The sequence below is a fragment of the Sodalis sp. C49 genome (assembly GCF_046352915.1).
Classification (GTDB): domain Bacteria; phylum Pseudomonadota; class Gammaproteobacteria; order Enterobacterales; family Enterobacteriaceae; genus Acerihabitans.
On the sequence record NZ_CP163303.1, the window covers coordinates 3437043 to 3457418 of the forward strand.

Sequence of the window (20376 nt, forward strand, 5' to 3'; positions counted from 1 at the left end):
TTATCTACCTGCTTGCGTCAAAAGAGAGGGCGGTCGACTTTTCCTGTTCCCGGCGATACCAGTAAAACGCGCCCTTCGAAATCATGCGCAACTGAAGGACCAGCCTCTCTTCCAGCAGCCTGCGCTGATTGACGTCCACGTCCAGCGCTTCCGCGCCGGCGTTAAAGACAATGATAACCATGGCCTCGGCCTGGGCTTCGGTGAAGCTGCGCGGCATATGGTTTTCCAGCTCGAGGTAATCGGCCAACTCCGCGATAAAATGCTGTATTTCCCGGGCGACGGCGGCGCGAAACGCCGCCGAAGTGCCGGATCGCTCGCGTAGCAACAGGCGAAAGGCGTTAGGGTTATTGCCGATAAACTCCATAAACGTGGCCACCGACGTACGGATAACGCTGCCGCCTTTAGCGATACGCTGGCGCGCCTGGCGCATCAGTTGGCGCAGCATCAGGCCGCTTTCGTCCACCATGGTCAGGCCCAGTTCATCGACATCGCGAAAGTGGCGATAGAACGAGGTGGGCGCAATGCCGGCTTCACGGGCTACTTCGCGCAGGCTCAGGCTGGCAAAACTACGCTCGGCGCTTAACTGGCTAAAGGCCGCTTCGACAAGGGAACGACGGGTCCGCTCTTTTTGTTGCGCTCTGACGCCCATAGTCCTGACCTGCCCCACATTACCGGTAAAAATGCCACTATATCAAAATTTGTTGCAACAGCGTTGATACAAACTGCGAATTTTGACGTAATGTTGTTCGCCGTAGGCGCCGGTGCCATAGACCAAGAAAAAAGGCCGTGAAGATTGGGATCTCCCGTCTACAATGTTACATTGACGTTGTGATTTTGTATAAATATAGGCTAAGCCGGTATGCAACCACAGTACGATTACGATGCCATTATCATTGGTTCAGGCCCGGGTGGGGAAGGCGCCGCCATGGGCCTGACGAAACAGGGCGCCCGCGTCGCGGTTATCGAACGCTATAACAGCGTCGGCGGCGGCTGTACCCATTGGGGGACCATTCCCTCCAAGGCGCTGCGCCAGGCGGTTAGCCGGATTATCGAATTTAACCAGAATCCGCTGTATAACGGTAGTCAACATCTGCCGCGCGCCAGCTTCGCCGATATCCTGCATCACGCCGATAGCGTGATAAAACAGCAGATCCGGATGCGCCAGGGATTTTATGAACGTAATCAGTGCCGGATTATTACCGGCGACGCGACTTTTGTCGATGCCCATACCGTCAAGGTCCAGTATCCGGATAATACCGCCGAGCATTTCAGCGCGGCGCATATCGTTATCGCCTGTGGTTCCCGTCCGTATCACCCCAACGATGTCGATTTCACCCATCCGCGCATTTATGACAGCGATTCCATCCTGGATTTAAAGCACGATCCGCAGCATGTGATTATTTATGGCGCCGGCGTGATCGGCTGTGAATATGCATCAATCTTTCGCGGCATGAACGTCAAGGTGGATCTGATCAATACGCGCGACAGGCTGTTGGCCTTTCTCGACCAGGAAATGTCGGACGCGCTGTCATACCATTTTTGGGAAAACGGCGTGGTTATCCGCCATAACGAAGAATATGAAAAAATCGAAGGCACCGAGAATGGCGTGGAAGTCCACTTCCGTTCCGGCAAAAGGATGCGCGCGGACTGCCTGCTGTATGCCAATGGGCGCACCGGCAATACCGATTCGCTGTCCCTTGGCAACGTGGGACTGGAGGCGGACAGCCGGGGGCTGATTAAAGTCAACAGCATGTACCAGACCGCCCTGACGCATATTTACGCCGTCGGCGATGTTATCGGCTACCCAAGCCTTGCCTCGGCCGCTTATGACCAGGGGCGAATCGCCGCACAGGTGATCATCAAGGGCCAGGCCAATGTGCAGCTGATTGAAAATATACCCACCGGTATCTATACCATTCCCGAAATCAGCTCGGTGGGTAAAACCGAACAGGAATTAACGCTGCTGAAGGTGCCGTACGAAGTGGGACGGGCGCAGTTCAAGCATCTGGCGCGCGCGCAGATTGTCGGCATGAATGTCGGCAGCCTGAAAATCCTTTTTCACCGTGATACCCGGCAGATACTCGGCATCCACTGCTTTGGCGAGCGCGCCGCGGAGATCATCCATATCGGCCAGGCCATCATGGAGCAAAAAGGCGAAGGCAATACTATCGATTATTTCGTTAATACCACCTTCAACTATCCCACCATGGCGGAAGCCTTCCGTGTGGCGGCGCTGAACGGCTTAAACCGCCTCTTTTAAGTCGGTACCCATATAGGCCTGCATATGGGTGCGTATCGACTCGGCCAACTGCTCATAGCGGGCGCGCAGCGGTGAGCCGGGCCGGTAGACCAACGCCACGGTGCGTTTCGGCTCGGGTTTATAGCATTTCATATAACAGACGCCGTCACGCTTACGCTCATTAGGCACCGCCAATGCGGGCAGCAAGGTAATGCCGCTGCCGGCCGCCACCATGTTGCGCAGGGTTTCCAGGCTGGTGGCGCGAAAATGCGTATCCTCGTCGGCGCCGGCCTGGAAGCAGAAGCCCAGCGCCTGATCGCGCAGGCAATGGCCGTCTTCCAGCATCAACAGCTTCTCCCCCGATAAATCCGACATCGGCACACGTTCACGGTCCGCCCAGGGATGATCGGCATAAACAGCCAGTTGCATCGGTTCATCGAATAACGGGATTTCGATAAAAGCTTCGCTCTCTTTTACCAAGGCCAAGATGGCGCAATCGAGTTTGCCGCTGTCCAGTTGCAGCAGCAGTTGACTGGTCTGGGCCTCGTGCAGGTACATTTCCAGCTTTGGGTAGGTCTCATGCAGGGTGGGGATAATATGCGGCAGTAAATAGGGGCCGACGGTAGGGATCAGGCCGATATGCAATGGGCCGGACATGGACTCCCCCTGCTGGCTGGCCATCTCGCGCAGTATTTTCACTTCGCGCAGGACCGTGCGGGCCTGATCCACCAGCAGCAGCCCGGCCTGGGTGAACAGGACCTTACGGCTGGTGCGCTCCAGCAGCATCACGCCCAGTTCGTCTTCCAGCTTACGAATCTGGCCGCTCAGGGTGGGCTGGCTGACATGACTGGCATCGGCCGCCCGTCGGAAATGACGGTGCTCGGCCAGGGCCACCAAATACTCAAGATCGCGAATATTCATTAACATCCTCCGTGCCGCGATAGTTCGCGTCGATAGATAGGATAGCAATCAACGATTATCCCTATCAATAGTTAATCTTAATAATAATTCCCGCGCAGTATGACAAGCTGTTAAAGTCACTTTTTTCTTTTCTGTTAAGAGGTTCTTCAATGTTTAGTAGTCATGAAGGCAAGAAAGTCCCATCGGTTACTTTCCACACCCGTAAGGATGACAACTGGGTCGATATCTCTTCCGACGAACTGTTCAAGCATAAAACGGTTATCGTATTTTCACTGCCGGGCGCCTTTACGCCTACCTGCTCCTCCAGCCATTTACCGCGCTACAATGAGCTGGCCGGGTTATTCCACAAGCACGGCGTGGACAGCATCGTCTGTATTTCGGTTAACGATACGTTTGTCATGAACGCCTGGCAAGCCGACCAAAACGCCGAACATATTACCTTTATCCCCGACGGCAACGGTGAATTTACCCAGGGCATGGGCATGCTGGTGGAAAAAGCCGAGCTGGGATTCGGCCCGCGCTCATGGCGTTATTCGATGCTGGTACGCGACGGCGTGGTGGAAAAAATGTTTGTTGAACCGAACAAACCGGGCGACCCGTTCGAAGTTTCCGACGCCGATACCATGCTGTGTTACCTGGCGCCGGAATGCAAAGTCCAGGAATCCGTTTCGCTGTTTACCAAACCAGGCTGTCCGTTCTGCGCCAAAGCCAAGCAGATGCTGCGCGACAACGGAATCCAGTATGAAGAAATCTCATTGGGTAAAGACGCCACCACCGTCAGTCTGCGCGCGGTAACCGGCCGTTCCACCGTGCCGCAGGTGTTTATCGGCGGGCGCCATATCGGCGGCAGCGAAGAGCTGGAAGCGTTTTTACTGCAACCGGCCTGACAGCTACGCCAAACGTTTTTTCGCCTCGGCAATGGCGGCCGCCACCTGCTGCGGCGACACGCCGCCTTTTGCCGAGCGTTTGTCCAGGCACGATTGCAGCGACAGGGCCGGATAAACATCCTCGCCAATAACCGGGCTGAACGCCTGCAATTCAGCCAGCTCCAGCGCTTCCAGGGCTTTGCCCTGGCCGATGGCCTCGACTACCGCCTCGCCGACGATATGATGCGCCTCGCGAAACGGGATGCCCTTGGCGACCAGGTAATCGGCCAGTTCGGTGGCATTGGCATAGCCCTGCTGCGCCGCCTCGCGGCAACGCGCACGCTTCACCTGTAGCCCTTCCAGCACCAGCGCGGCCATATGCAGGCAATCCAGCCAGGTATCCAGCGCATCGAACAGGCCCTCCTTGTCTTCCTGCATATCCTTGTTATACGCCAGCGGCAGCCCTTTCAGGGTCACCATCATGCCGGTAAGCGCCCCCTGGACCCGGCCGCACTTGCCGCGGATAAGCTCCAGCGCATCGGGATTTTTCTTTTGCGGCATCAGGGACGAGCCGGAAGTGACCCGATCGGACAATTCGATAAACGCCGCCTCGCCGCTGTTGAACAGAATCAGGTCTTCGGCAAAACGCGAGAGATGGACCATGCTGATGGCGGCATTGGACAGCAACTCCAGCACATGGTCACGATCGGACACGCTATCGAGGCTATTGCGCGTTGCCGTGGCAAAACCCAGCCAGCCGGCCAACTGGTCGCGATCGATGGCGTAAGCGGTGCCGGCCAGCGCCCCGGAACCCAGCGGGCTGACGTCAAGACGTTTTAGGGTGTCCCGCAGGCGGCTTTCATCGCGCGCCAGCATTTCGCCATAGGCCAGGCACCAATGGGCAAAGGTGACCGGCTGGGCGCGCTGCAAATGCGTATAACCAGGCATCACCGCGTCCTGGTTGACCTCGGCGGTGGCGACCAGCGCGGTTTGCAACTGGCGCACGGCGGCCAGCAGCTCGGACAGTTGCATCTTGCACCACAGCTTCAGATCGGTGGCCACCTGATCGTTGCGGCTGCGGCCGGTATGCAGTTTTTTGCCCAGGTCGCCGACTTTTTCAATCAGGCGCTGCTCCACCCAGCTATGAATATCCTCGGCGTCGCTGGCAAGGATGGACTCGGGCGCGGCACTCACTTCCTCCAGAAGAAAAGACAGGGCTTCCTCCAGGCGCAGCTGTTCCTCCGCCGTCAGCACACCGACGGTAACTAGCGCTTTCGACCAGGCCACCGAGCCGATAATATCCTGCTCCGCCAGCCGGTAATCAAAGCGCAGCGAGTCGTTAAATGATTTAAACCGCTGATCCGCCGCCTGGCTGAACCGTCCGCCCCAAAGTGCCATAACCGTGCTCCATTATTTTTTTTGCCGGCGCGCTCGCCGCCGCGCGCCCATGCCGAATGATGAGGGGACGCCGGAAACGGCGCTCCCATGGAAATGCTGCTGAACCTGCGCCAGGCCCCCCGGATAGCCATGCGGCCGCGCACGTTATCTTACCCAGCCGGTATCCCGCCGGCAACGTCAGGCCAGGATGCGCGTGCCGATGGACTCGCCGTTAAACAACGCCGGCAGTTGCTCCGCATGCCGCCAGCCGGCGATGTCCACCGGACGGCCCAGCGTGCGGGCCGCATCCAGCGCCGCGTTGACTTTTACAATCATGCCGTCGGTAATGATCCCCTGCGCTATCAGCTGCTCCGCTTTATGGGCGGTCATTTCGGCAATGCGCTGGCCTTTGCCGTCGAGAATGCCGCTGACATCGGACAATAAGATCAGATCGGCCCCCAGGGTGGCGGCCAGCGCGGTGGCGGCCTGGTCCGCATTGACGTTCATCAGCCGGCCGTCGGCGGTAATGCCGATAGAGCTGATAACCGGCAGGTAACCGGCGCCAAGCAAGGTATTTAACAACGCCGGCGAACCCGGCTGCGCCTTGCCGACATGGCCGAGTTTCTCATCAAGCGTTGTAACATCGACGCTATTGCCGTCGCCCAGGCATAACCCGACCGCCGGGATGGCATGTTTTTTTGACCAGGCCAGCAGGGTCTTATTGGCCGTGCCGGCCAGCGCGCCGGTGATGATATCAATCTGATCCGCCGGCGTAACCCGCAGGCCGTTGACCTTGGTCACCGGCAGCGCCAGTTTTTTCATCAGCTCGTCCACCAGGCAACCGCCGCCATGGACAATCAGCAACGGGCGTTGATGCTGCGCGCGATAGCTGTCCAGCGCCGAAAATAAACGCTCCAGCGCCTCTTCGCTATCGAGTAACACGCCACCCAGTTTTATAATTAACGGATTCATTATTTTTATTACCTCGTCGCCAGCCGTTACAGCAGCGCCTGCGTTTGTGCAAAACCAAAGCGGATATTAGCGCATTGTACTGCCTGCGCGGCCGCTCCTTTTAATAAATTATCTTCGGTGGCCACCACGATTAAATGCTCGCCCTGCACCGCGAAGCCAATATCGCAAAACGGCAGTCCCACTACCGCCTTCAGCGCCGGCACGCCTTTCTCATACAACCGTACCAGGGGTTTATCGTGATAGGCGTTATGATAGGATTCGGCCACATCGCCCGCCGTCACGCCCGCGTTTAAGCGGCAGGTGATGGTGGCCAGGATACCGCGGGCAAAATTGCCTAAATGGGGGGTAAATATCACCGGGATGCCAAGATGGGCGGCGATTTCCGGCTGGTGGCGATGGGTAAATATGCCGTAGGGTTGCAGACTGACCTCGCAGACGCTGGTGGCAAGCGACGCTTTCCGGCCAGCGCCGCTGACGCCGCTGACGGCGTTGATCACCGGCCACTGGGCGTCGTTAAGCAGACCGCCGTCGACCAGCGGCTTGAGCGCCAGCTGGGACGCGGTGGGATAGCAGCCCGGCACGGCAATCAGTTGCGCCTGCTGCAACGCCTCGCCCTGCCATTCCGCCAGGCCGTAGACCGCCTTCGCCAGCCAGTCGGCATGCTGGTGTTCAAAACCATAATACTGGCTGTAGAACGATGCCTGATTGACGCGGAACGCGCCGGAGAGGTCGAACACCACGCAGCCGGCGGCCAGGAATACCGGCGCCAGATCGTGGCTGACCTCATGGGCGGTGGCGAGAAACACCACATCCACCGTTTTCGCCAGTTCAGCGGCGTCGATCAGGGGCAGCAGCGGTAAATCGACCACGCCCTTAAGCTGGGGATGCAGTTCGGACAGTAATTTCCCGGCATCCGCACTTTGCGCTGAAACCGCCAAAGCGGTTATGTTCATATGCGGGTGACGGTTGAGATAGGCCGCAAGCTCAGCTCCGGCGTATCCGCTGGCACCAACAATCAGCGTATTCAGCATGACTTTTGTTCACCTTCTTGATTTGCTATCACGACGAGAAGGGATCTCCAGCAACTCTTTGTCGCCTAAGTCGTCGCTTAAGCAACTATTCGCTGTTCACCCGGGAGGTCAAGCGTAGTAGTCTGGTAAGTATCCGTTTACTTTACGCTCAACGTTAGTGTATTTTTATTCACTATTATTGCATGAATATTGATACTATCCAAACTAAAGGCTGTCAACAGTGAAGACAAAATTACCCCCGTTTATGGAGTTGTACCGCGCCCTGATCGCCACGCCGTCCATCAGTGCCACCGACAGCGCCCTGGATCAAAGTAATCAGACCTTAATCAATTTGCTGGCGGGGTGGTTCACGACGCTGGGTTTCCAGGTCGAAATCCAGCCGGTGCCGGGCACGCGCAACAAATATAATATGCTGGCCCGTATCGGCAGCGGCGCCGGCGGCCTGCTGCTGACGGGGCACACCGATACCGTCCCGTTTGACGACGGACGCTGGACACGCGATCCCTTTACCCTGACCGAAGACAATAATAAGCTGTATGGCCTGGGCACCGCCGATATGAAAGGCTTTTTTGCCTTTATCCTCGACACGCTGCGCGATATCGATACCAGCAAGCTGCAAAAGCCATTATATATCCTCGCCACCGCCGATGAGGAAACCAGTATGGCGGGAGCCAGCTATTTCGCCCAGTCCAGCGAGCTGCGCCCGGATTGCGCCATTATCGGCGAACCGACCTCGCTGCAGCCGGTGCGCGCCCATAAAGGCCATATTTCCAATGCGGTGCGTATCCAGGGCCAATCAGGCCACTCCAGCGACCCGAGCCTGGGCGTTAACGCTATCGAACTGATGCACGAGGCCATTTCCCACCTGATGATACTACGCAATACGTTGCAGGAACGTTACCATCACCCGGCCTTCGACATCCCCTACCCCACCATGAATTTCGGCCACATCCACGGCGGTGATTCCGCCAATCGCATTTGCGGCTGCTGCGAGCTGCATATGGATATCCGCCCGTTGCCCGGCCTGACGCTCGGCGACCTGGACGGGTTATTGACCGAGGCCCTGGCGCCGGTAAGCGCGCGCTGGCCGGGACGGTTAACCATTACCGCCCTGCATCCGCCCATTCCCGGTTATGAATGCCCGGCGGACCATCGCCTGGTGGCAGTGGTGGAGACGTTGCTGGGCGTCAAAACCGACGTGGTCAATTACTGTACCGAAGCGCCGTTTATCCAGCAGCTGTGCCCCACTCTCGTCTTGGGCCCGGGATCGATAAAACAGGCGCATCAGCCCGACGAATATATTGATACCGCCTTTATTAAACCGACGCGGGAATTAATTTCCCAAGTGATACGACATTTCTGCCTGCAATGATCATCGCTGACTTTTTGTCCTTTGCCCCAGACTTCGCGCGCCTGGCCCCGTATGAAAGGCGCGGCCAGGTTTATGGCGATAAGTATTTCTTATAATCATTACATGTTGTTAACTTTCAAGAATTGACGCGATTTTAATGTTATATGGCGTGAATTGATGTCATTTGACGAATGAATAGATACATGGCTAGATAACGGTGGGTGATTTACGTCATTCGGGTGAAATAAATTTTCAGGTGAGTTGGATCAGGGTCCTTATGAACGAACAATATTCGGCAATGCGAAGCAACGTTAGTATGCTCGGGAAACTTCTGGGCGACACCATAAAAGATGCGATGGGCGAGAATATCCTGGATAAGGTAGAGACCATCCGCAAGCTGTCAAAGTCCTCCCGTGCGGGTAGCGAAACCCATCGCCAGGAACTGCTTTCCACTTTACAGAACTTATCCAATGACGAGTTGCTGCCCGTGGCACGCGCCTTCAGTCAGTTTTTGAACCTGACCAATACCGCGGAACAGTTCCACGTCATTTCCCCCCACGGCGAGGCGGCGAATAACCCGGAAGGCCTGGGTAAGGTCTTTGCCCGTCTGAAAGAGAATAACGCGCTGGATGATAAAGATATTCGCGCCGCGGTGGAGTCACTGTCAATCGAACTGGTATTAACCGCCCACCCCACCGAAATTGCCCGCCGCACCCTGATCCATATGATGGTTGAAGTCAACAGCTGCCTGAAACAGCTGGATCACAGCGATCTGGCGGATTATGAGCGTAAACAGATTATGCGGCGTCTGCGCCAGCTGGTGTCGCAATACTGGCATACGGACGAGATACGCAAAAACCGTCCATCGCCGGTGGACGAGGCAAAATGGGGTTTCGCCAATGTGGAAAACAGCCTGTGGGAAGGCGTGCCGCAGTATTTGCGCGAACTGAACGAACAGCTGGAAACGGTGTTCGGTTATAAACTGCCGGTGGAGAACGTGCCGGTGCGATTTACCTCCTGGATGGGCGGCGATCGGGACGGCAACCCCAACGTCACCGCCGATATCACCCGGCGCGTGTTGTTGTTAAGCCGCTGGAAAGCCGCCGATCTGTTTATCCGCGACATTCAGGTACTGGTATCCGAGCTGTCGATGACGGAATGCACGCCGGAGCTACGGGCATTGGCCGGCGGCGACGAAATCCAGGAACCTTATCGGGTCATCATGAAGCGGTTGCGCGCCCAATTGATCGGCACCCAGAACTGGCTGTCGGCGAAACTCAGGGGCGAGCTGGTGCTGCCGCCGGAAGATCTGCTGGAGCACAACGATCAGCTTTGGGCGCCCTTGTTTGCCTGTTACGAATCGCTGAAAGCCTGCGGCATGGGCATTATTGCCAGCGGCCAGTTGCTGGATACCCTACGGCGTATCAAGTGCTTCGGCATCCAGCTGGTGCGTATCGACGTGCGCCAGGAAAGCACGCGTCACACGGAAGCGTTAAGCGAAGTCACCCGCTACCTGGGGCTGGGGGATTACGAAAGCTGGTCTGAAAGCGATAAACAGGCGTTTCTGATCCGCGAATTGAACTCCAAACGCCCGCTGTTGCCCCGTCATTACCAGCTCAGCGACGAAACCCGCGAGGTGCTCGATACCTGCCGGGTGATCGCCGACGCGCCGGAAGGCTCCATTGCCGCCTATGTCATCTCCATGGCCAAGACGCCCTCCGATGTGCTGGCGGTACATTTGCTGCTAAAGGAAGCCGGCTGCCAGTTTATCCTGCCGGTGGCGCCGCTGTTTGAAACCCTGGACGATTTGAATAATGCCGATGAGGTGATGAGCCAGCTGCTCAGCATTGACTGGTACCGCGGCATTATCCAGGGCAAACAGATGGTCATGATTGGCTATTCGGATTCGGCCAAGGATGCGGGGGTCATGGCGGCCTCATGGGCGCAATACCGCGCGCAGGACGCGTTAATCAAAACCTGCGAAAAAGTGGGCATCGCCCTGACGCTGTTCCACGGCCGCGGCGGCTCTATCGGCCGTGGCGGCGCGCCGGCCCACGCGGCCCTGCTGTCGCAACCCCCGGGCAGCCTGAAGGGCGGCCTGCGGGTGACCGAACAAGGCGAAATGATCCGCTTTAAATTCGGCCTGCCGGAAGTGGCCATCAGCAGCCTGGCGCTGTACACCGGTGCGATCCTCGAAGCCAACCTGCTGCCGCCGCCGGAACCGAAGCAGGAATGGCGCGCCCTGATGGACGACCTTTCAACCACCTCATGCAATATGTATCGCGGCTACGTGCGTGAAAACCCCGATTTTGTACCTTACTTCCGTTCGGCTACGCCGGAGCAGGAACTGGGTAAACTGCCCCTGGGCTCGCGTCCTGCCAAACGGCGTCCCTCCGGCGGCGTTGAGAGCCTGCGCGCCATTCCGTGGATTTTTGCCTGGACGCAAAATCGCCTGATGCTGCCCGCGTGGCTGGGCGCCGGCGCGGCGCTGCAAAAAGCGGTGGAAGAAGGCAAACAAGATCAGCTGGAAGCCATGTGCAGCGATTGGCCGTTTTTCTCCACCCGCATCGGCATGCTGGAAATGGTGTTCGCCAAGGCCGACCTGTGGCTGGCGGAATATTACGATCAGCGCCTGGTGGAAGAAAAGCTCTGGCCGCTGGGTAAACAGCTGCGCAAGCAATTGGCGGACGACATTAACGTGGTGCTGACCATTGCCAACGACGATCATTTAATGGCCGATCTGCCGTGGATTGCGGAGTCCATCGCGCTGCGCAATGTTTATACCGACCCGCTGAATGTACTGCAGGCTGAATTGTTGCATCGCTCGCGCCAGCAGGAACACCCCGACCCACGGGTCGAGCAGGCGCTGATGGTGACCATTGCCGGCGTGGCGGCGGGAATGCGTAATACCGGTTAATGTGAAACCCTGATCTCAATACCCTGAAGCCGGACCTGTTGTGGTCCGGTTTTTTTATGATTGCCGGGTGAAGATGCTTTTTAACGCGCGGACGGGGCGGTGGCTACCTGCGGCCGCACACCCAGGGTATGGCAGATGGCATAGGTTAAATCGGCGCGATTGAGGGTATAAAAATGAAAATCCTTCACCCCTTCCCGGCTGAGGATTTTCACCATGTCCATGGCAATGGACGCGCCGACCATTTTGCGCGTCTCGGCATCGTCGTCCAGTCCTTCGAACATACTGGTCATCCAGTTAGGGACCTTGACATTGGTCATGGCGGCAAAACGCTGCAACTGTTTAAAATTGGAGACCGGCAGGATACCGGGCACAATTTCGGTATCAATCCCGGTCGCCACGCAGCGATCGCGAAAGCGCAGGTAACTTTCCACATCAAAAAAGAATTGGGTAATCGCCCGGTTGGCGCCCGCGTCCACTTTCTTTTTCAGGTTAATCAAATCCGATTGCGCGCTTTTCGCTTCCGGGTGTACTTCTGGATACGCGGCCACGGAGATATCAAAATCGCCGACTTTTTTCAGCAATGTCACCAGATCGGCGGCATACATGGCCGGCGCCCCGCTGCCGGGGGGTAAATCCCCGCGCAGCGCCACGATATGACGGATACCGCTATGCCAGTAATCCTCGGCGATTTTTTTCAGCTCGTCCGCGGTGGCGTCGATACAGGTCAGGTGGGGCGCGGCCTCCAGGCCGGTGCGCTCCTTGATATCCTTGATAATGCTATGGGTGCGGTCGCGCTCGCCGGAATTGGCGCCGTAGGTCACCGAGACAAAGGTGGGCTTGAGGGCGCTTAGCCGGTCGATGGAATGCCACAGGGTTTGCTCCATATCACTGGTGCGCGGAGGGAAAAACTCAAACGAGACATTAATGCTGCCCTGTAATTCAGCCAGGTTTTGGTTCAGGGCTTCCCGCTGATTGGCGTGAAAAAAACTCATACCTTTTCCTCTTAACGCGTGTGATGGTTCACTAACACTCTACGCCGGTGGTGGTCCGTTGCGATCGGTTGTTTTATGCGTCTATACGTTTAGACGGCTAAATAGAATTTGACTGAAATCGTTAGTGGAGTCAACAAAATCATTTGGCAGGATGGGGAGTAATCTTCACGCATTATGAAAAAAATTCACTTTATCCGCCGCTGTGATGTTCAACCGATTCTGATGTCCGAGGCCGCCGGTCGCGCAGTCGTCTTTGTTCTAATAAACGTACAATATCGGCAAGCCCCCCGGAATGCGCTATTTGTTGCGGTGTCCACAGTCCGCGGTTGCGGGCATCAATATTTATCTTTGACGCAGTAAGTAATCTGTCGACTGTTTCTTTGGCGCCTTTTATCACCGCAATATGCAAAGCGGTGTCGCCCCGACGGTCCTCAATATTTACATCGGCCAGGGTTTCCAGCAGATCCGGCAAGATATCATCATTGCCGCCCAGCACGGCGGTATGCAGCAATTCGCGGCACCGTTGGTCTTGCTGGCACAGAATAATATCATTTCTTTTTAACAACCGGCGAACCATTTCATTTTGTTTCTTGAAAATTGCTTTCATTAAAGCAGTGTTACCGTCCTGGTCAACAATATTGACATCCGTGTTTTCATTTTTACATATAGCGTCGAACACCTCAACATTACCGGCATCGACGGCAAAATGGAGAGCGGTGGCGCCTGAATTATATTTATGCGAGAGGGCGAATACAAAATCATATTCTCCAAAACCATAAATACCTCTATCACTGATATCATAACTAATATTCATGTTAATGCCAGGCGCATTGATCAGCTTATTAACCGCAACAATATCTTCCTTTTTTACCGCCATCAGCAATGGCGTGAATCCTGTAAGATTTTTGGTATTAACATCTATCGTTCCTGACTCTAAAAGGGCTTCCATTACTGTAGGTTGATTAGCATTCACCGCTTCATGCAATAGCGTATTACCCGTTTCATGATCAATGCTATGGCCGAGGTTCTGGCCCAACTTGATAAGAGTACGCAAGGCACTATCATCGCCACTGGCGACCAGTTGAAAATAAATTTCCGCTTTAGACTTTTCCTGTAATAAATTCAGAATACGTTGAGATTCCGCCTCGAAATCTGGCGTCGTCTGTGACAATCGGATCAAGTCCGGCACCGGCAGCCTACCCAAAATATCGCCGATAATCTCCTTGGGCAATCTATCAAAATAGAGCGCGATGCAGTTATTTTTTATGCTAACACATGATTTCAGCCCCGGGATACAGTCGTTCTGTTGCTGTAGAGGTTTGAGATTAGTCTTGATGATACTAAGGGATTCGGCCTGCAATTGATGGCATCCATTCATCCTTTGACAACTCCTTTTATTATCTACTGACGATGGGTATTACCCGCTATATTTACGGCAATAAGTAAAATACACAATATGATAAATTTCAGAAGCAGACAAAAAATTAATGAATTTTCAAAGCTAAGGTTATACTTCGTTTAATTAAGCAGATACCGAATTCTGCTCAATAGAGGGGGAGATAAACACAGGTAGCAGCGGGCGGATTTCTCCGCCCGTGAATGGCATTATAATAATTGCGCCAGCCGGTTCAAATCCGACTGGATGGCGCCGGCGGTAACATCCCGGCCCGCGCCCGGCCCACGGATGACCAACGGGTTATCGCGGTACCAGCGGCTTTCGATGGCGAACACGTTATCGCAAGGCAGCAACGACGCCAGCGGGTGCTCGGGACGTACCGCCTCCACCCCGACCCGCGCCTTGCCGTTGGCGTCAAAACGCGCCACATAGCGCAGCACCAGGCCCATCTCATTCGCCGCCTCCAGACGTTGGACCATTTGTTCATTAAGGGCATGGCCGTCCTCAAAAAACTGATCCACCGACCCGAGCACGCTGTCGGGCGATACTAGCGATTCCACCCGCACGTGGTTCGGCTCGATTTCATAACCCGCTTCGCGCGCCAGGATCACCAGCTTGCGCATCACGTCCTGGCCGGATAAATCCACCCGCGGATCGGGTTCGGTCAGCCCCTGCTGCCAGGCCTGTTCCACCAAATCGGTAAAAGGCACCGTGCCGTCGAATTGCAGAAAAAGCCAGGAAAGGGTACCGGAAAAAATGCCGCTTATGGACAAGATGCTGTCGCCGCTGTCGCGCAGATCGCGCACCGTATGGTTAACCGGCAGGCCGGCGCCCACGGTGGCGTTGTATAACCAATGACGACCGGTTTTGGCAAAGGCGTCGCGGATCTGGCGGTAGTTGTCACCGCTGGAGGCGCCCGCCAGCTTATTGGCGCTGATAACGTGAAAACCATAGCTGGCGAAATCCAGATATTGTCCGGCCAGCGCTTCGCTGGCGGTGACATCGAGCACCACCAAATCATCATAGGGATGGGCGCGCATCCATAAAAACAGGTCTTCCGGCTCCTGCTCGACGGCCTCATCATGAAAGAAAGCCAGCGCCCGACTGGCGTTCAGCCCGTCATAGCTGAGCAGGCTGCGCCGGCTGTCCACCACGCCGCTGAGGATAAACTCAAAACCAGTGCGCGCCGACAGGCTTTCCTGCTCGCGGGCGAACAACTCCAGCCAGCGCGAGCCGATATTGCCTTTGCCGAACAGGATCAGGCCGATGCGCTTTTCGGCGCGGAACAACGAGGTGTGCAATCCCTGCACCACATGTTCGGTGGGACCGACGCGCAATACCGCCACCAGGCTGATGCCGTCCTCCGCCTGCCAGAAAAATTCCACCGGCTGATATTTTAACTGTTGGTAAAAACGATGGCAGTGCAGCGGGTTTTTAGTAACCCCCGCGCCGACCATCGCCACCAGCGCCAGTCCTGCGCGCAGCTTAAGCTCTCCCGGCAGCTCCGCCTGCTGCAGGGTCTGGAACACGCTATGGACCAGTTCGGAGGTATAGCACAGCTGCAACAGCCGCCGATCGCGATGAACGCCTACCGCCAGCGGCTTGATTTGCGCGCGCTTTAACGCCTGGTCGAGTTCTTTCTGCGCCAGGGAAAAGTCGTGCTGCGGCGCAATGGTCAGCTCGATCAGGCAGACATCGTCGTGGCTGGTGACGATTTTCGCCCCGGTGCCGGAAGCCAGTACCCGCTCGATACGTGTAGACCCCTGTTCCGGCTGATAGCTGCAGCGCAATAACAGATCGATATCGCTGCCGGATACCGGCTGCAGGGTGCGGGTATGCAATACCGGCGCCGCCAGGCGCGCCAGCTCGCTGGCTTCGTCCAATCGCAGCAGGGGCAGCAGGCAGGCGTCTTTCACCTTGCGCGGATCGGCGCTATAGACCCCGGCCACGTCGCTCCAGATGGTCACCCTGGCCACACCGGCCAGCGCGCCGATTTGGGTGGCGGAATAGTCGCTGCCGTTACGCCCAAGCAATACTGTTTCCCCGGCCTGATTGCGGCAGATAAAGCCGGTGACCACCAGACGTTGGCTGGGGTATTGGGTCAATAGCTGCTGTAATAAGGGCCATGAACGCCCTTCGTCTACCTGCGGCTGGGCGGCATATTCAGCGCGCAGGAAATCCCGCGCGTCCAGCCAGACCGCCTCGATATCCTGGCAGTTGAGTACCGCCGCCATAAGACGCGCCGACCAGATTTCACCGTGGCCGACCACTTCCGCATACACGCTATCGGTCACCGCGCCGTCCAGCAATACCGCCAAACGCTCCAGATCGCGGATAAATTCCGTCATCATCGCATCCGCCAGGTCGGGCGGCAGCAGGCCGGCGAACAGTTGCTGCTGGTAGCGGCGCAGGGTCTGCTGGACCTGATGCGCGGAAAGGCGATCGGTTTGGCTCAGCTTAAGCCAGCTGATCAGCTGGTTGGTGGTGGAGCCCGCCGCGGAGACCACCATTAAATCACCGGGTTGGCTGTAATCGGCCATAATGCCCGCGACCCGTTGGTAACACTTCACATCGGCCAGACTACTGCCGCCAAACTTGTGCAGTTGCCTGCCGGCCAAGCGTACCGTCGTTCCCAGAGCACTCATAACTACCTCTTCGCCGCCGCCTGGAAAGCCTGTTCCAGATCGGCAATTAAATCTTCGCTGTCTTCAATGCCGACGGACACCCGCAATAATGTTTCCGATATACCGGCCGCAGCGCGTGCCGCAGGCGCCATACCCGCGTGGGTCATGGTGGCGGCATGGGAAATCAGGCTCTCTACGCCGCCAAGGGATTCCGCCAGGGTAAATAATTCCAGGCTGGCTAAAAAGCGGCGCAGCACGGATTCATCGCCGTTCACTTCAAAGCTGAGCATGGCGCCGAACCCTTTTTGCTGGCGACAGGCGATTTCATGACCGGCATTGTCCGGCAGGCCGGGGTAATATAATTTTTTCACCAGCGGCTGCTGTTGCAAATAGGCCACGATATCCAGGGCATTGCTTTGCTGCTGGCGTATGCGCGGCGCCAGGGTGCGGATGCCGCGCAACAAAAGATAGCTATCGAAGGCGGCGCCGGTCACGCCGATGTTATTGGCCCACCAGGCAAGCTCGGTGGCGAGCGCGTCGTCCTTGGCTATCACCGTGCCGGCCACCACGTCGGAGTGCCCGTTAAGGTATTTGGTACAGGAGTGCACCACCAGATCGGCCCCCAGGGCCAGCGGCTGCTGCAGGGCCGGGCTCATAAAGGTATTATCCACCACGCACAGGGCGCCCGCCCGATGGGCGGCCTGGCATATAGCGGTGATGTCCACCACCCGCAGCAGCGGGTTGCTGGGCGTTTCGATCAGTACCAGCTTGGGTTTTTCGTCAAGTGCCGCCTGCAACGCCCCCGCATCCCCCTGATCGACAAATTTGACCCGGTACGCGCCGCGTTTGCTCAGACTGTCGAACAGGCGATAGCTGCCGCCGTAGCAATCATGCGGCGCCACCAGCAGATCGCCGGGTTGCAGGAATACGGTACAGACAAGATGTATCGCCGACATGCCGCTGCTGGTCATCACCGCGCCCGCGCCGCCCTCCAGTTCCGCCAACGCGCGCTGCACCACATCCCGGGTCGGGTTACCGCGCCTCGAGTAATCATGCACGCGCGGTTGATTGAAGTCGGTAAAGTTATAGGTGCTGGAAAGGGTGATGGGGGGAACGACGCAGCCGAACTGTTCATCATTATTTAACCCGCTGCGAACTGCGATGGTGGCCTGCTTACGCGTCATGTACTCGCATCCTGACTGTGTGCGTGAGAGTGAAGGTCAAAGAGTAAACCGCCCGGCGATAGACGTCAATACATCTGGACATCTAAACTTCTTTGCGTATAGATTGAGCAATGCATTAATAACAGCTAAAATTATGCGGGTTTTAAGTGTTAAAATCTAACTGACTTTTTACCGCAGCCGCCAGGCCAGGTCGAGGGCGGGGTGATAGGAAAAGTTGATAAATCGCAAAATAAGCGGGCATACGGTAGTGAGAGACAGACAGTTACGGCATAATCTGCCCGTTTTTAGCATATTATATTCATTTGATGAGAGTTAAGGTATCCCATGGCGGAATGGAAAGGTGAGTATGTCAGCCCTTATGCTGAACATGGTAAAAAAAGCGAGCAGGTAAAAAAAATTACGGTATCCATTCCGCTGAAGGTTCTCAAAATCCTGACCGACGAAAGAACCCGGCGCCAGGTCAACAACCTGCGGCATGCCACCAATAGCGAACTGCTTTGCGAGGCGTTCCTGCATGCGTTTACCGGCCAGCCGCTGCCAGACGATAACGACCTGCGTAAAGAACGTAGCGACGAAATTCCCGAAGCCGCCAAGGAGCTGATGCGCGAAATGGGCATCAATCCCGACACGTGGGAATACTAACCCCGGCCAGGTAAAGACAGCGCGTGGCGAAGGCTTCGCGCTAGCGCCATCCGCGCGCGGGCAATCGTTGCCTGCGTCCCCCGTTGCCTGGCATAAATGCCTGTGCCGTTGCACGCTGCTGGTCGTTAACTGACGGGCATTAACATTATAAGCGGCTCCCTTTACCCTCCGCCCAACTCTAGCCGGCCGCAATAATGAAAAAAAGCCCTTCAAAATCAGAAAAATAAATTCACCCCATCCCTGCGTGCCTGTCGGGGGACGCCGCCATCGTCGCATAGCCGCGATAAAATAAGCTGATTTCCCTGTTGTAACCATTATCATAAAAATCCTTGTATCCTATAGGCTTAACATTATGCATCCTTTTTGTTTACCTATTTCCGGGGCCCCTGCGCCAATCTGCTTATTTTCGACGCAACGCCGTTTGCCATATTCTCAGGAGATATCGTTGCCTCAACGCTTCCTCAAAAAAATACAATCGGTAACGTCATGGCCGGAAACACTGTCTCGCCCCGGCGGCCGGGTGAAGAAAAAGGCGCAAGCCCTCGCCGGGCGCGCGATCGTGCATAGCCAAGGCGTGGACATGGCCCGGGCATTTGCTGCGCGCCCTATCCTCCAGATAAAAAATGTCGTTCCGCCTTCCGGGCCGGATTTCGCCGCCATGCCATCCGAAATAAAGGCCGCTATTTTCCGCAACCTGGACTTGGGTGATTTGCTTAATGTGATGAGATTGGGCGGTATCGACCGGGACGAGGCGCTTTTTGCGTTTCGGCGCATTGAAAAAACTGCGCTGGCGCAGCAAATATTTGCCCAAGTTTGCCAGGGAAATACGCGAATAGTGCCGTTTTGCCAAGCCATGGCCTTGGATATCGCCACGCTCACTAAAGCAGAAAATGACAGGACGCTGTTAATGGAGGCGATCCGGCATCATCATCCCGTTATCGTCAGACAACTGCTTGCGCTGCCGAAAATAGACGTCAATGCCGCCGATCGGAATAGACTCAGCGCCCTGCATTTTGTCGCCCTGAACAATGATGACGCTATCAGCGCGCAACTGCTGGCCCAGCCCGGCGTTAATATCCACGCCGTTAACCATCTCGGTTCAACGGCGCTGCATTGCGCCGCCGCGTTCGGTCATGTCGCCGTGCTGGAGTTACTGCTGGCAAGGCGGGAGATTAACGTTAACGCCGGCGATCATATCGGTGCCACCCCTCTGCACTATGCCGCCATGACTCTCGGTCCGGCGGATGTTGCAAAGGACATGCTTGCCGGGAAAATAACGGCGATACAACAATTGCTGGCCACCCCTGGCATTGATGTGAACCGTTGTGATAACGACGGCTGTACCCCCTTGCAACTCGCGGCCAAGGACGGTCTTGATCCCATCGTTCACCGGCTGCTGTCCGCGCCCGGGATTAATGCTGATTGCGCCGACAGCCTCGGCTACACGGCGTTGCTAAGCGCGCTGGCCCTGTTGCGCACCGATATCGCTATCCGCTTGATTGCATTGCCGGACATCGATATCAATTCCGCCCAGGCTGAAGGCTGGACAGCGCTGCATTATGCCGCGACCCAAGGCAATACCGTTTTGGTGGACCTTCTGTTGCGCAAACCCAATATCCAGATCAACAGGCGCCAGAATGACGGATGGACCCCGTTGCATTGCGCCGTCCTCAATGGTCATACCCAGGCGATAAGACGTTTGCTTGACGAGCCGGATATCGATATTAAAGCCACGGATAATTATGGCTGCAACGCATTATTCTATGCGTTAATCCGGCGCGAAGGCGGCATTACCAGGCTGCTGAAAGAAAGGTAACGACCAGCGCGGCACTTTTCTGCGGGGGGCTTGAACATCAAGGGCGAT

At 56.3% G+C, this 20376-nt stretch carries 15 protein-coding genes; 6 read left to right on the top strand and 9 right to left on the bottom strand.

The features are described 5' to 3' along the window. Positions 1 to 4 precede the first annotated feature (4 nt). Positions 5 to 649 (bottom strand): HTH-type transcriptional repressor FabR, encoded by a 645-nt coding sequence (gene fabR / locus ABUK12_RS15445; protein ID WP_410012686.1) that lies wholly within the window; start codon positions 647 to 649, stop codon positions 5 to 7. A gap of 210 nt (positions 650 to 859) precedes the next feature. On the opposite strand from fabR, the gene sthA reads away from it, so the two are divergent. Next, the gene (gene sthA / locus ABUK12_RS15450) at positions 860 to 2260 is read left to right on the top strand and encodes a Si-specific NAD(P)(+) transhydrogenase (protein ID WP_410012687.1); all 1401 of its coding nucleotides are present in this window, start codon (positions 860 to 862) and stop codon (positions 2258 to 2260) included. On the opposite strand, the gene oxyR is transcribed toward sthA, so the two are convergent. Then, the gene (gene oxyR, locus ABUK12_RS15455; RefSeq protein WP_162367587.1) at positions 2243 to 3160 is read right to left on the bottom strand and encodes a DNA-binding transcriptional regulator OxyR; all 918 of its coding nucleotides are present in this window, start codon (positions 3158 to 3160) and stop codon (positions 2243 to 2245) included. The genes sthA and oxyR overlap by 18 nt on opposite strands. Positions 3161 to 3309: 149 nt before the next feature. Here oxyR and ABUK12_RS15460 point away from each other — a divergent pair, with 149 nt between their 5' ends. After that, positions 3310 to 4047 (top strand): glutathione peroxidase, encoded by a 738-nt coding sequence (locus tag ABUK12_RS15460; protein ID WP_410012688.1) that lies wholly within the window; start codon positions 3310 to 3312, stop codon positions 4045 to 4047. Positions 4048 to 4050: 3 nt separating this feature from the next. Here the strand turns inward: ABUK12_RS15460 and argH are convergent, their stop codons facing one another. From argH to argC, 3 genes are all read right to left on the bottom strand, one after another. After that, complete coding sequence (gene argH, locus ABUK12_RS15465; protein ID WP_410012689.1) at positions 4051 to 5424, bottom strand: argininosuccinate lyase; 1374 nt, start codon at positions 5422 to 5424, stop codon at positions 4051 to 4053. Between the two features lie 177 nt (positions 5425 to 5601). Continuing rightward, entirely contained in the window at positions 5602 to 6375 is a 774-nt protein-coding gene (gene argB, locus ABUK12_RS15470) for an acetylglutamate kinase (protein WP_410012690.1), read from the bottom strand. A gap of 26 nt (positions 6376 to 6401) precedes the next feature. Further along, positions 6402 to 7406: an N-acetyl-gamma-glutamyl-phosphate reductase gene (argC, locus tag ABUK12_RS15475; RefSeq protein WP_410012691.1), complete on the bottom strand. Its 1005-nt coding sequence runs from the start codon at positions 7404 to 7406 to the stop codon at positions 6402 to 6404. Between the two features lie 220 nt (positions 7407 to 7626). Between argC and argE the strand changes: the two genes are divergently transcribed. Next, a complete protein-coding gene (gene argE / locus ABUK12_RS15480) occupies positions 7627 to 8778 on the top strand; it encodes an acetylornithine deacetylase (protein WP_410012692.1) in 1152 nt (383 codons plus the stop codon). Between the two features lie 256 nt (positions 8779 to 9034). Continuing rightward, positions 9035 to 11674, top strand: coding sequence for a phosphoenolpyruvate carboxylase (ppc, locus tag ABUK12_RS15485; protein ID WP_410012693.1), 2640 nt, complete (start codon positions 9035 to 9037; stop codon positions 11672 to 11674). Between the two features lie 80 nt (positions 11675 to 11754). Here ppc and metF read toward each other — a convergent pair whose 3' ends face one another. The 4 genes from metF to metB form a co-directional block, all read right to left on the bottom strand. Further along, positions 11755 to 12666 carry a methylenetetrahydrofolate reductase gene (metF, locus tag ABUK12_RS15490; protein ID WP_410012694.1) on the bottom strand — a complete coding sequence of 304 codons (912 nt, stop codon included), beginning with the start codon at positions 12664 to 12666 and terminating at the stop codon, positions 11755 to 11757. Between the two features lie 190 nt (positions 12667 to 12856). Continuing rightward, positions 12857 to 14044: an ankyrin repeat domain-containing protein gene (locus ABUK12_RS15495; RefSeq protein WP_410012695.1), complete on the bottom strand. Its 1188-nt coding sequence runs from the start codon at positions 14042 to 14044 to the stop codon at positions 12857 to 12859. 227 nt (positions 14045 to 14271) lie between these two features. Beyond that, positions 14272 to 16707, bottom strand: a complete 2436-nt coding sequence (locus ABUK12_RS15500; RefSeq protein ID WP_410012696.1) for a bifunctional aspartate kinase/homoserine dehydrogenase II — start codon at positions 16705 to 16707, stop codon at positions 14272 to 14274. Positions 16708 to 16709: 2 nt separating this feature from the next. Continuing rightward, positions 16710 to 17870 carry a cystathionine gamma-synthase gene (gene metB, locus ABUK12_RS15505; RefSeq protein ID WP_410012697.1) on the bottom strand — a complete coding sequence of 387 codons (1161 nt, stop codon included), beginning with the start codon at positions 17868 to 17870 and terminating at the stop codon, positions 16710 to 16712. A 324-nt stretch (positions 17871 to 18194) separates the two neighbouring features. Here metB and metJ point away from each other — a divergent pair, with 324 nt between their 5' ends. Together metJ and ABUK12_RS15515 are read left to right on the top strand one after the other, a co-directional pair. Continuing rightward, a complete protein-coding gene (gene metJ, locus ABUK12_RS15510; protein ID WP_410012698.1) occupies positions 18195 to 18512 on the top strand; it encodes a met regulon transcriptional regulator MetJ in 318 nt (105 codons plus the stop codon). Positions 18513 to 19170: 658 nt separating this feature from the next. Beyond that, positions 19171 to 20328, top strand: a complete 1158-nt coding sequence (locus ABUK12_RS15515; protein ID WP_410012699.1) for an ankyrin repeat domain-containing protein — start codon at positions 19171 to 19173, stop codon at positions 20326 to 20328. Positions 20329 to 20376 lie beyond the last annotated feature (48 nt).

Excerpts from the sequence above, each read along its gene's own strand:
- ABUK12_RS15460 (WP_410012688.1), top strand. The coding sequence starts at position 3,310 with ATGTTTAGTAGTCATGAAGGCAAGAAAGTCCCATCGGTTACTTTCCAC.
- sthA (WP_410012687.1), top strand. The coding sequence starts at position 860 with ATGCAACCACAGTACGATTACGATGCCATTATCATTGGTTCAGGCCCG.
- ppc (WP_410012693.1), top strand. The coding sequence starts at position 9,035 with ATGAACGAACAATATTCGGCAATGCGAAGCAACGTTAGTATGCTCGGG.
- ABUK12_RS15495 (WP_410012695.1), bottom strand. The coding sequence starts at position 14,044 with ATGAATGGATGCCATCAATTGCAGGCCGAATCCCTTAGTATCATCAAG.
- ABUK12_RS15515 (WP_410012699.1), top strand. The coding sequence starts at position 19,171 with ATGCCATCCGAAATAAAGGCCGCTATTTTCCGCAACCTGGACTTGGGT.
- argB (WP_410012690.1), bottom strand. The coding sequence starts at position 6,375 with ATGAATCCGTTAATTATAAAACTGGGTGGCGTGTTACTCGATAGCGAA.
- metF (WP_410012694.1), bottom strand. The coding sequence starts at position 12,666 with ATGAGTTTTTTTCACGCCAATCAGCGGGAAGCCCTGAACCAAAACCTG.
- metJ (WP_410012698.1), top strand. The coding sequence starts at position 18,195 with ATGGCGGAATGGAAAGGTGAGTATGTCAGCCCTTATGCTGAACATGGT.
- oxyR (WP_162367587.1), bottom strand. The coding sequence starts at position 3,160 with ATGAATATTCGCGATCTTGAGTATTTGGTGGCCCTGGCCGAGCACCGT.
- metB (WP_410012697.1), bottom strand. The coding sequence starts at position 17,870 with ATGACGCGTAAGCAGGCCACCATCGCAGTTCGCAGCGGGTTAAATAAT.
- ABUK12_RS15500 (WP_410012696.1), bottom strand. The coding sequence starts at position 16,707 with ATGAGTGCTCTGGGAACGACGGTACGCTTGGCCGGCAGGCAACTGCAC.
- argH (WP_410012689.1), bottom strand. The coding sequence starts at position 5,424 with ATGGCACTTTGGGGCGGACGGTTCAGCCAGGCGGCGGATCAGCGGTTT.
- fabR (WP_410012686.1), bottom strand. The coding sequence starts at position 649 with ATGGGCGTCAGAGCGCAACAAAAAGAGCGGACCCGTCGTTCCCTTGTC.
- argC (WP_410012691.1), bottom strand. The coding sequence starts at position 7,406 with ATGCTGAATACGCTGATTGTTGGTGCCAGCGGATACGCCGGAGCTGAG.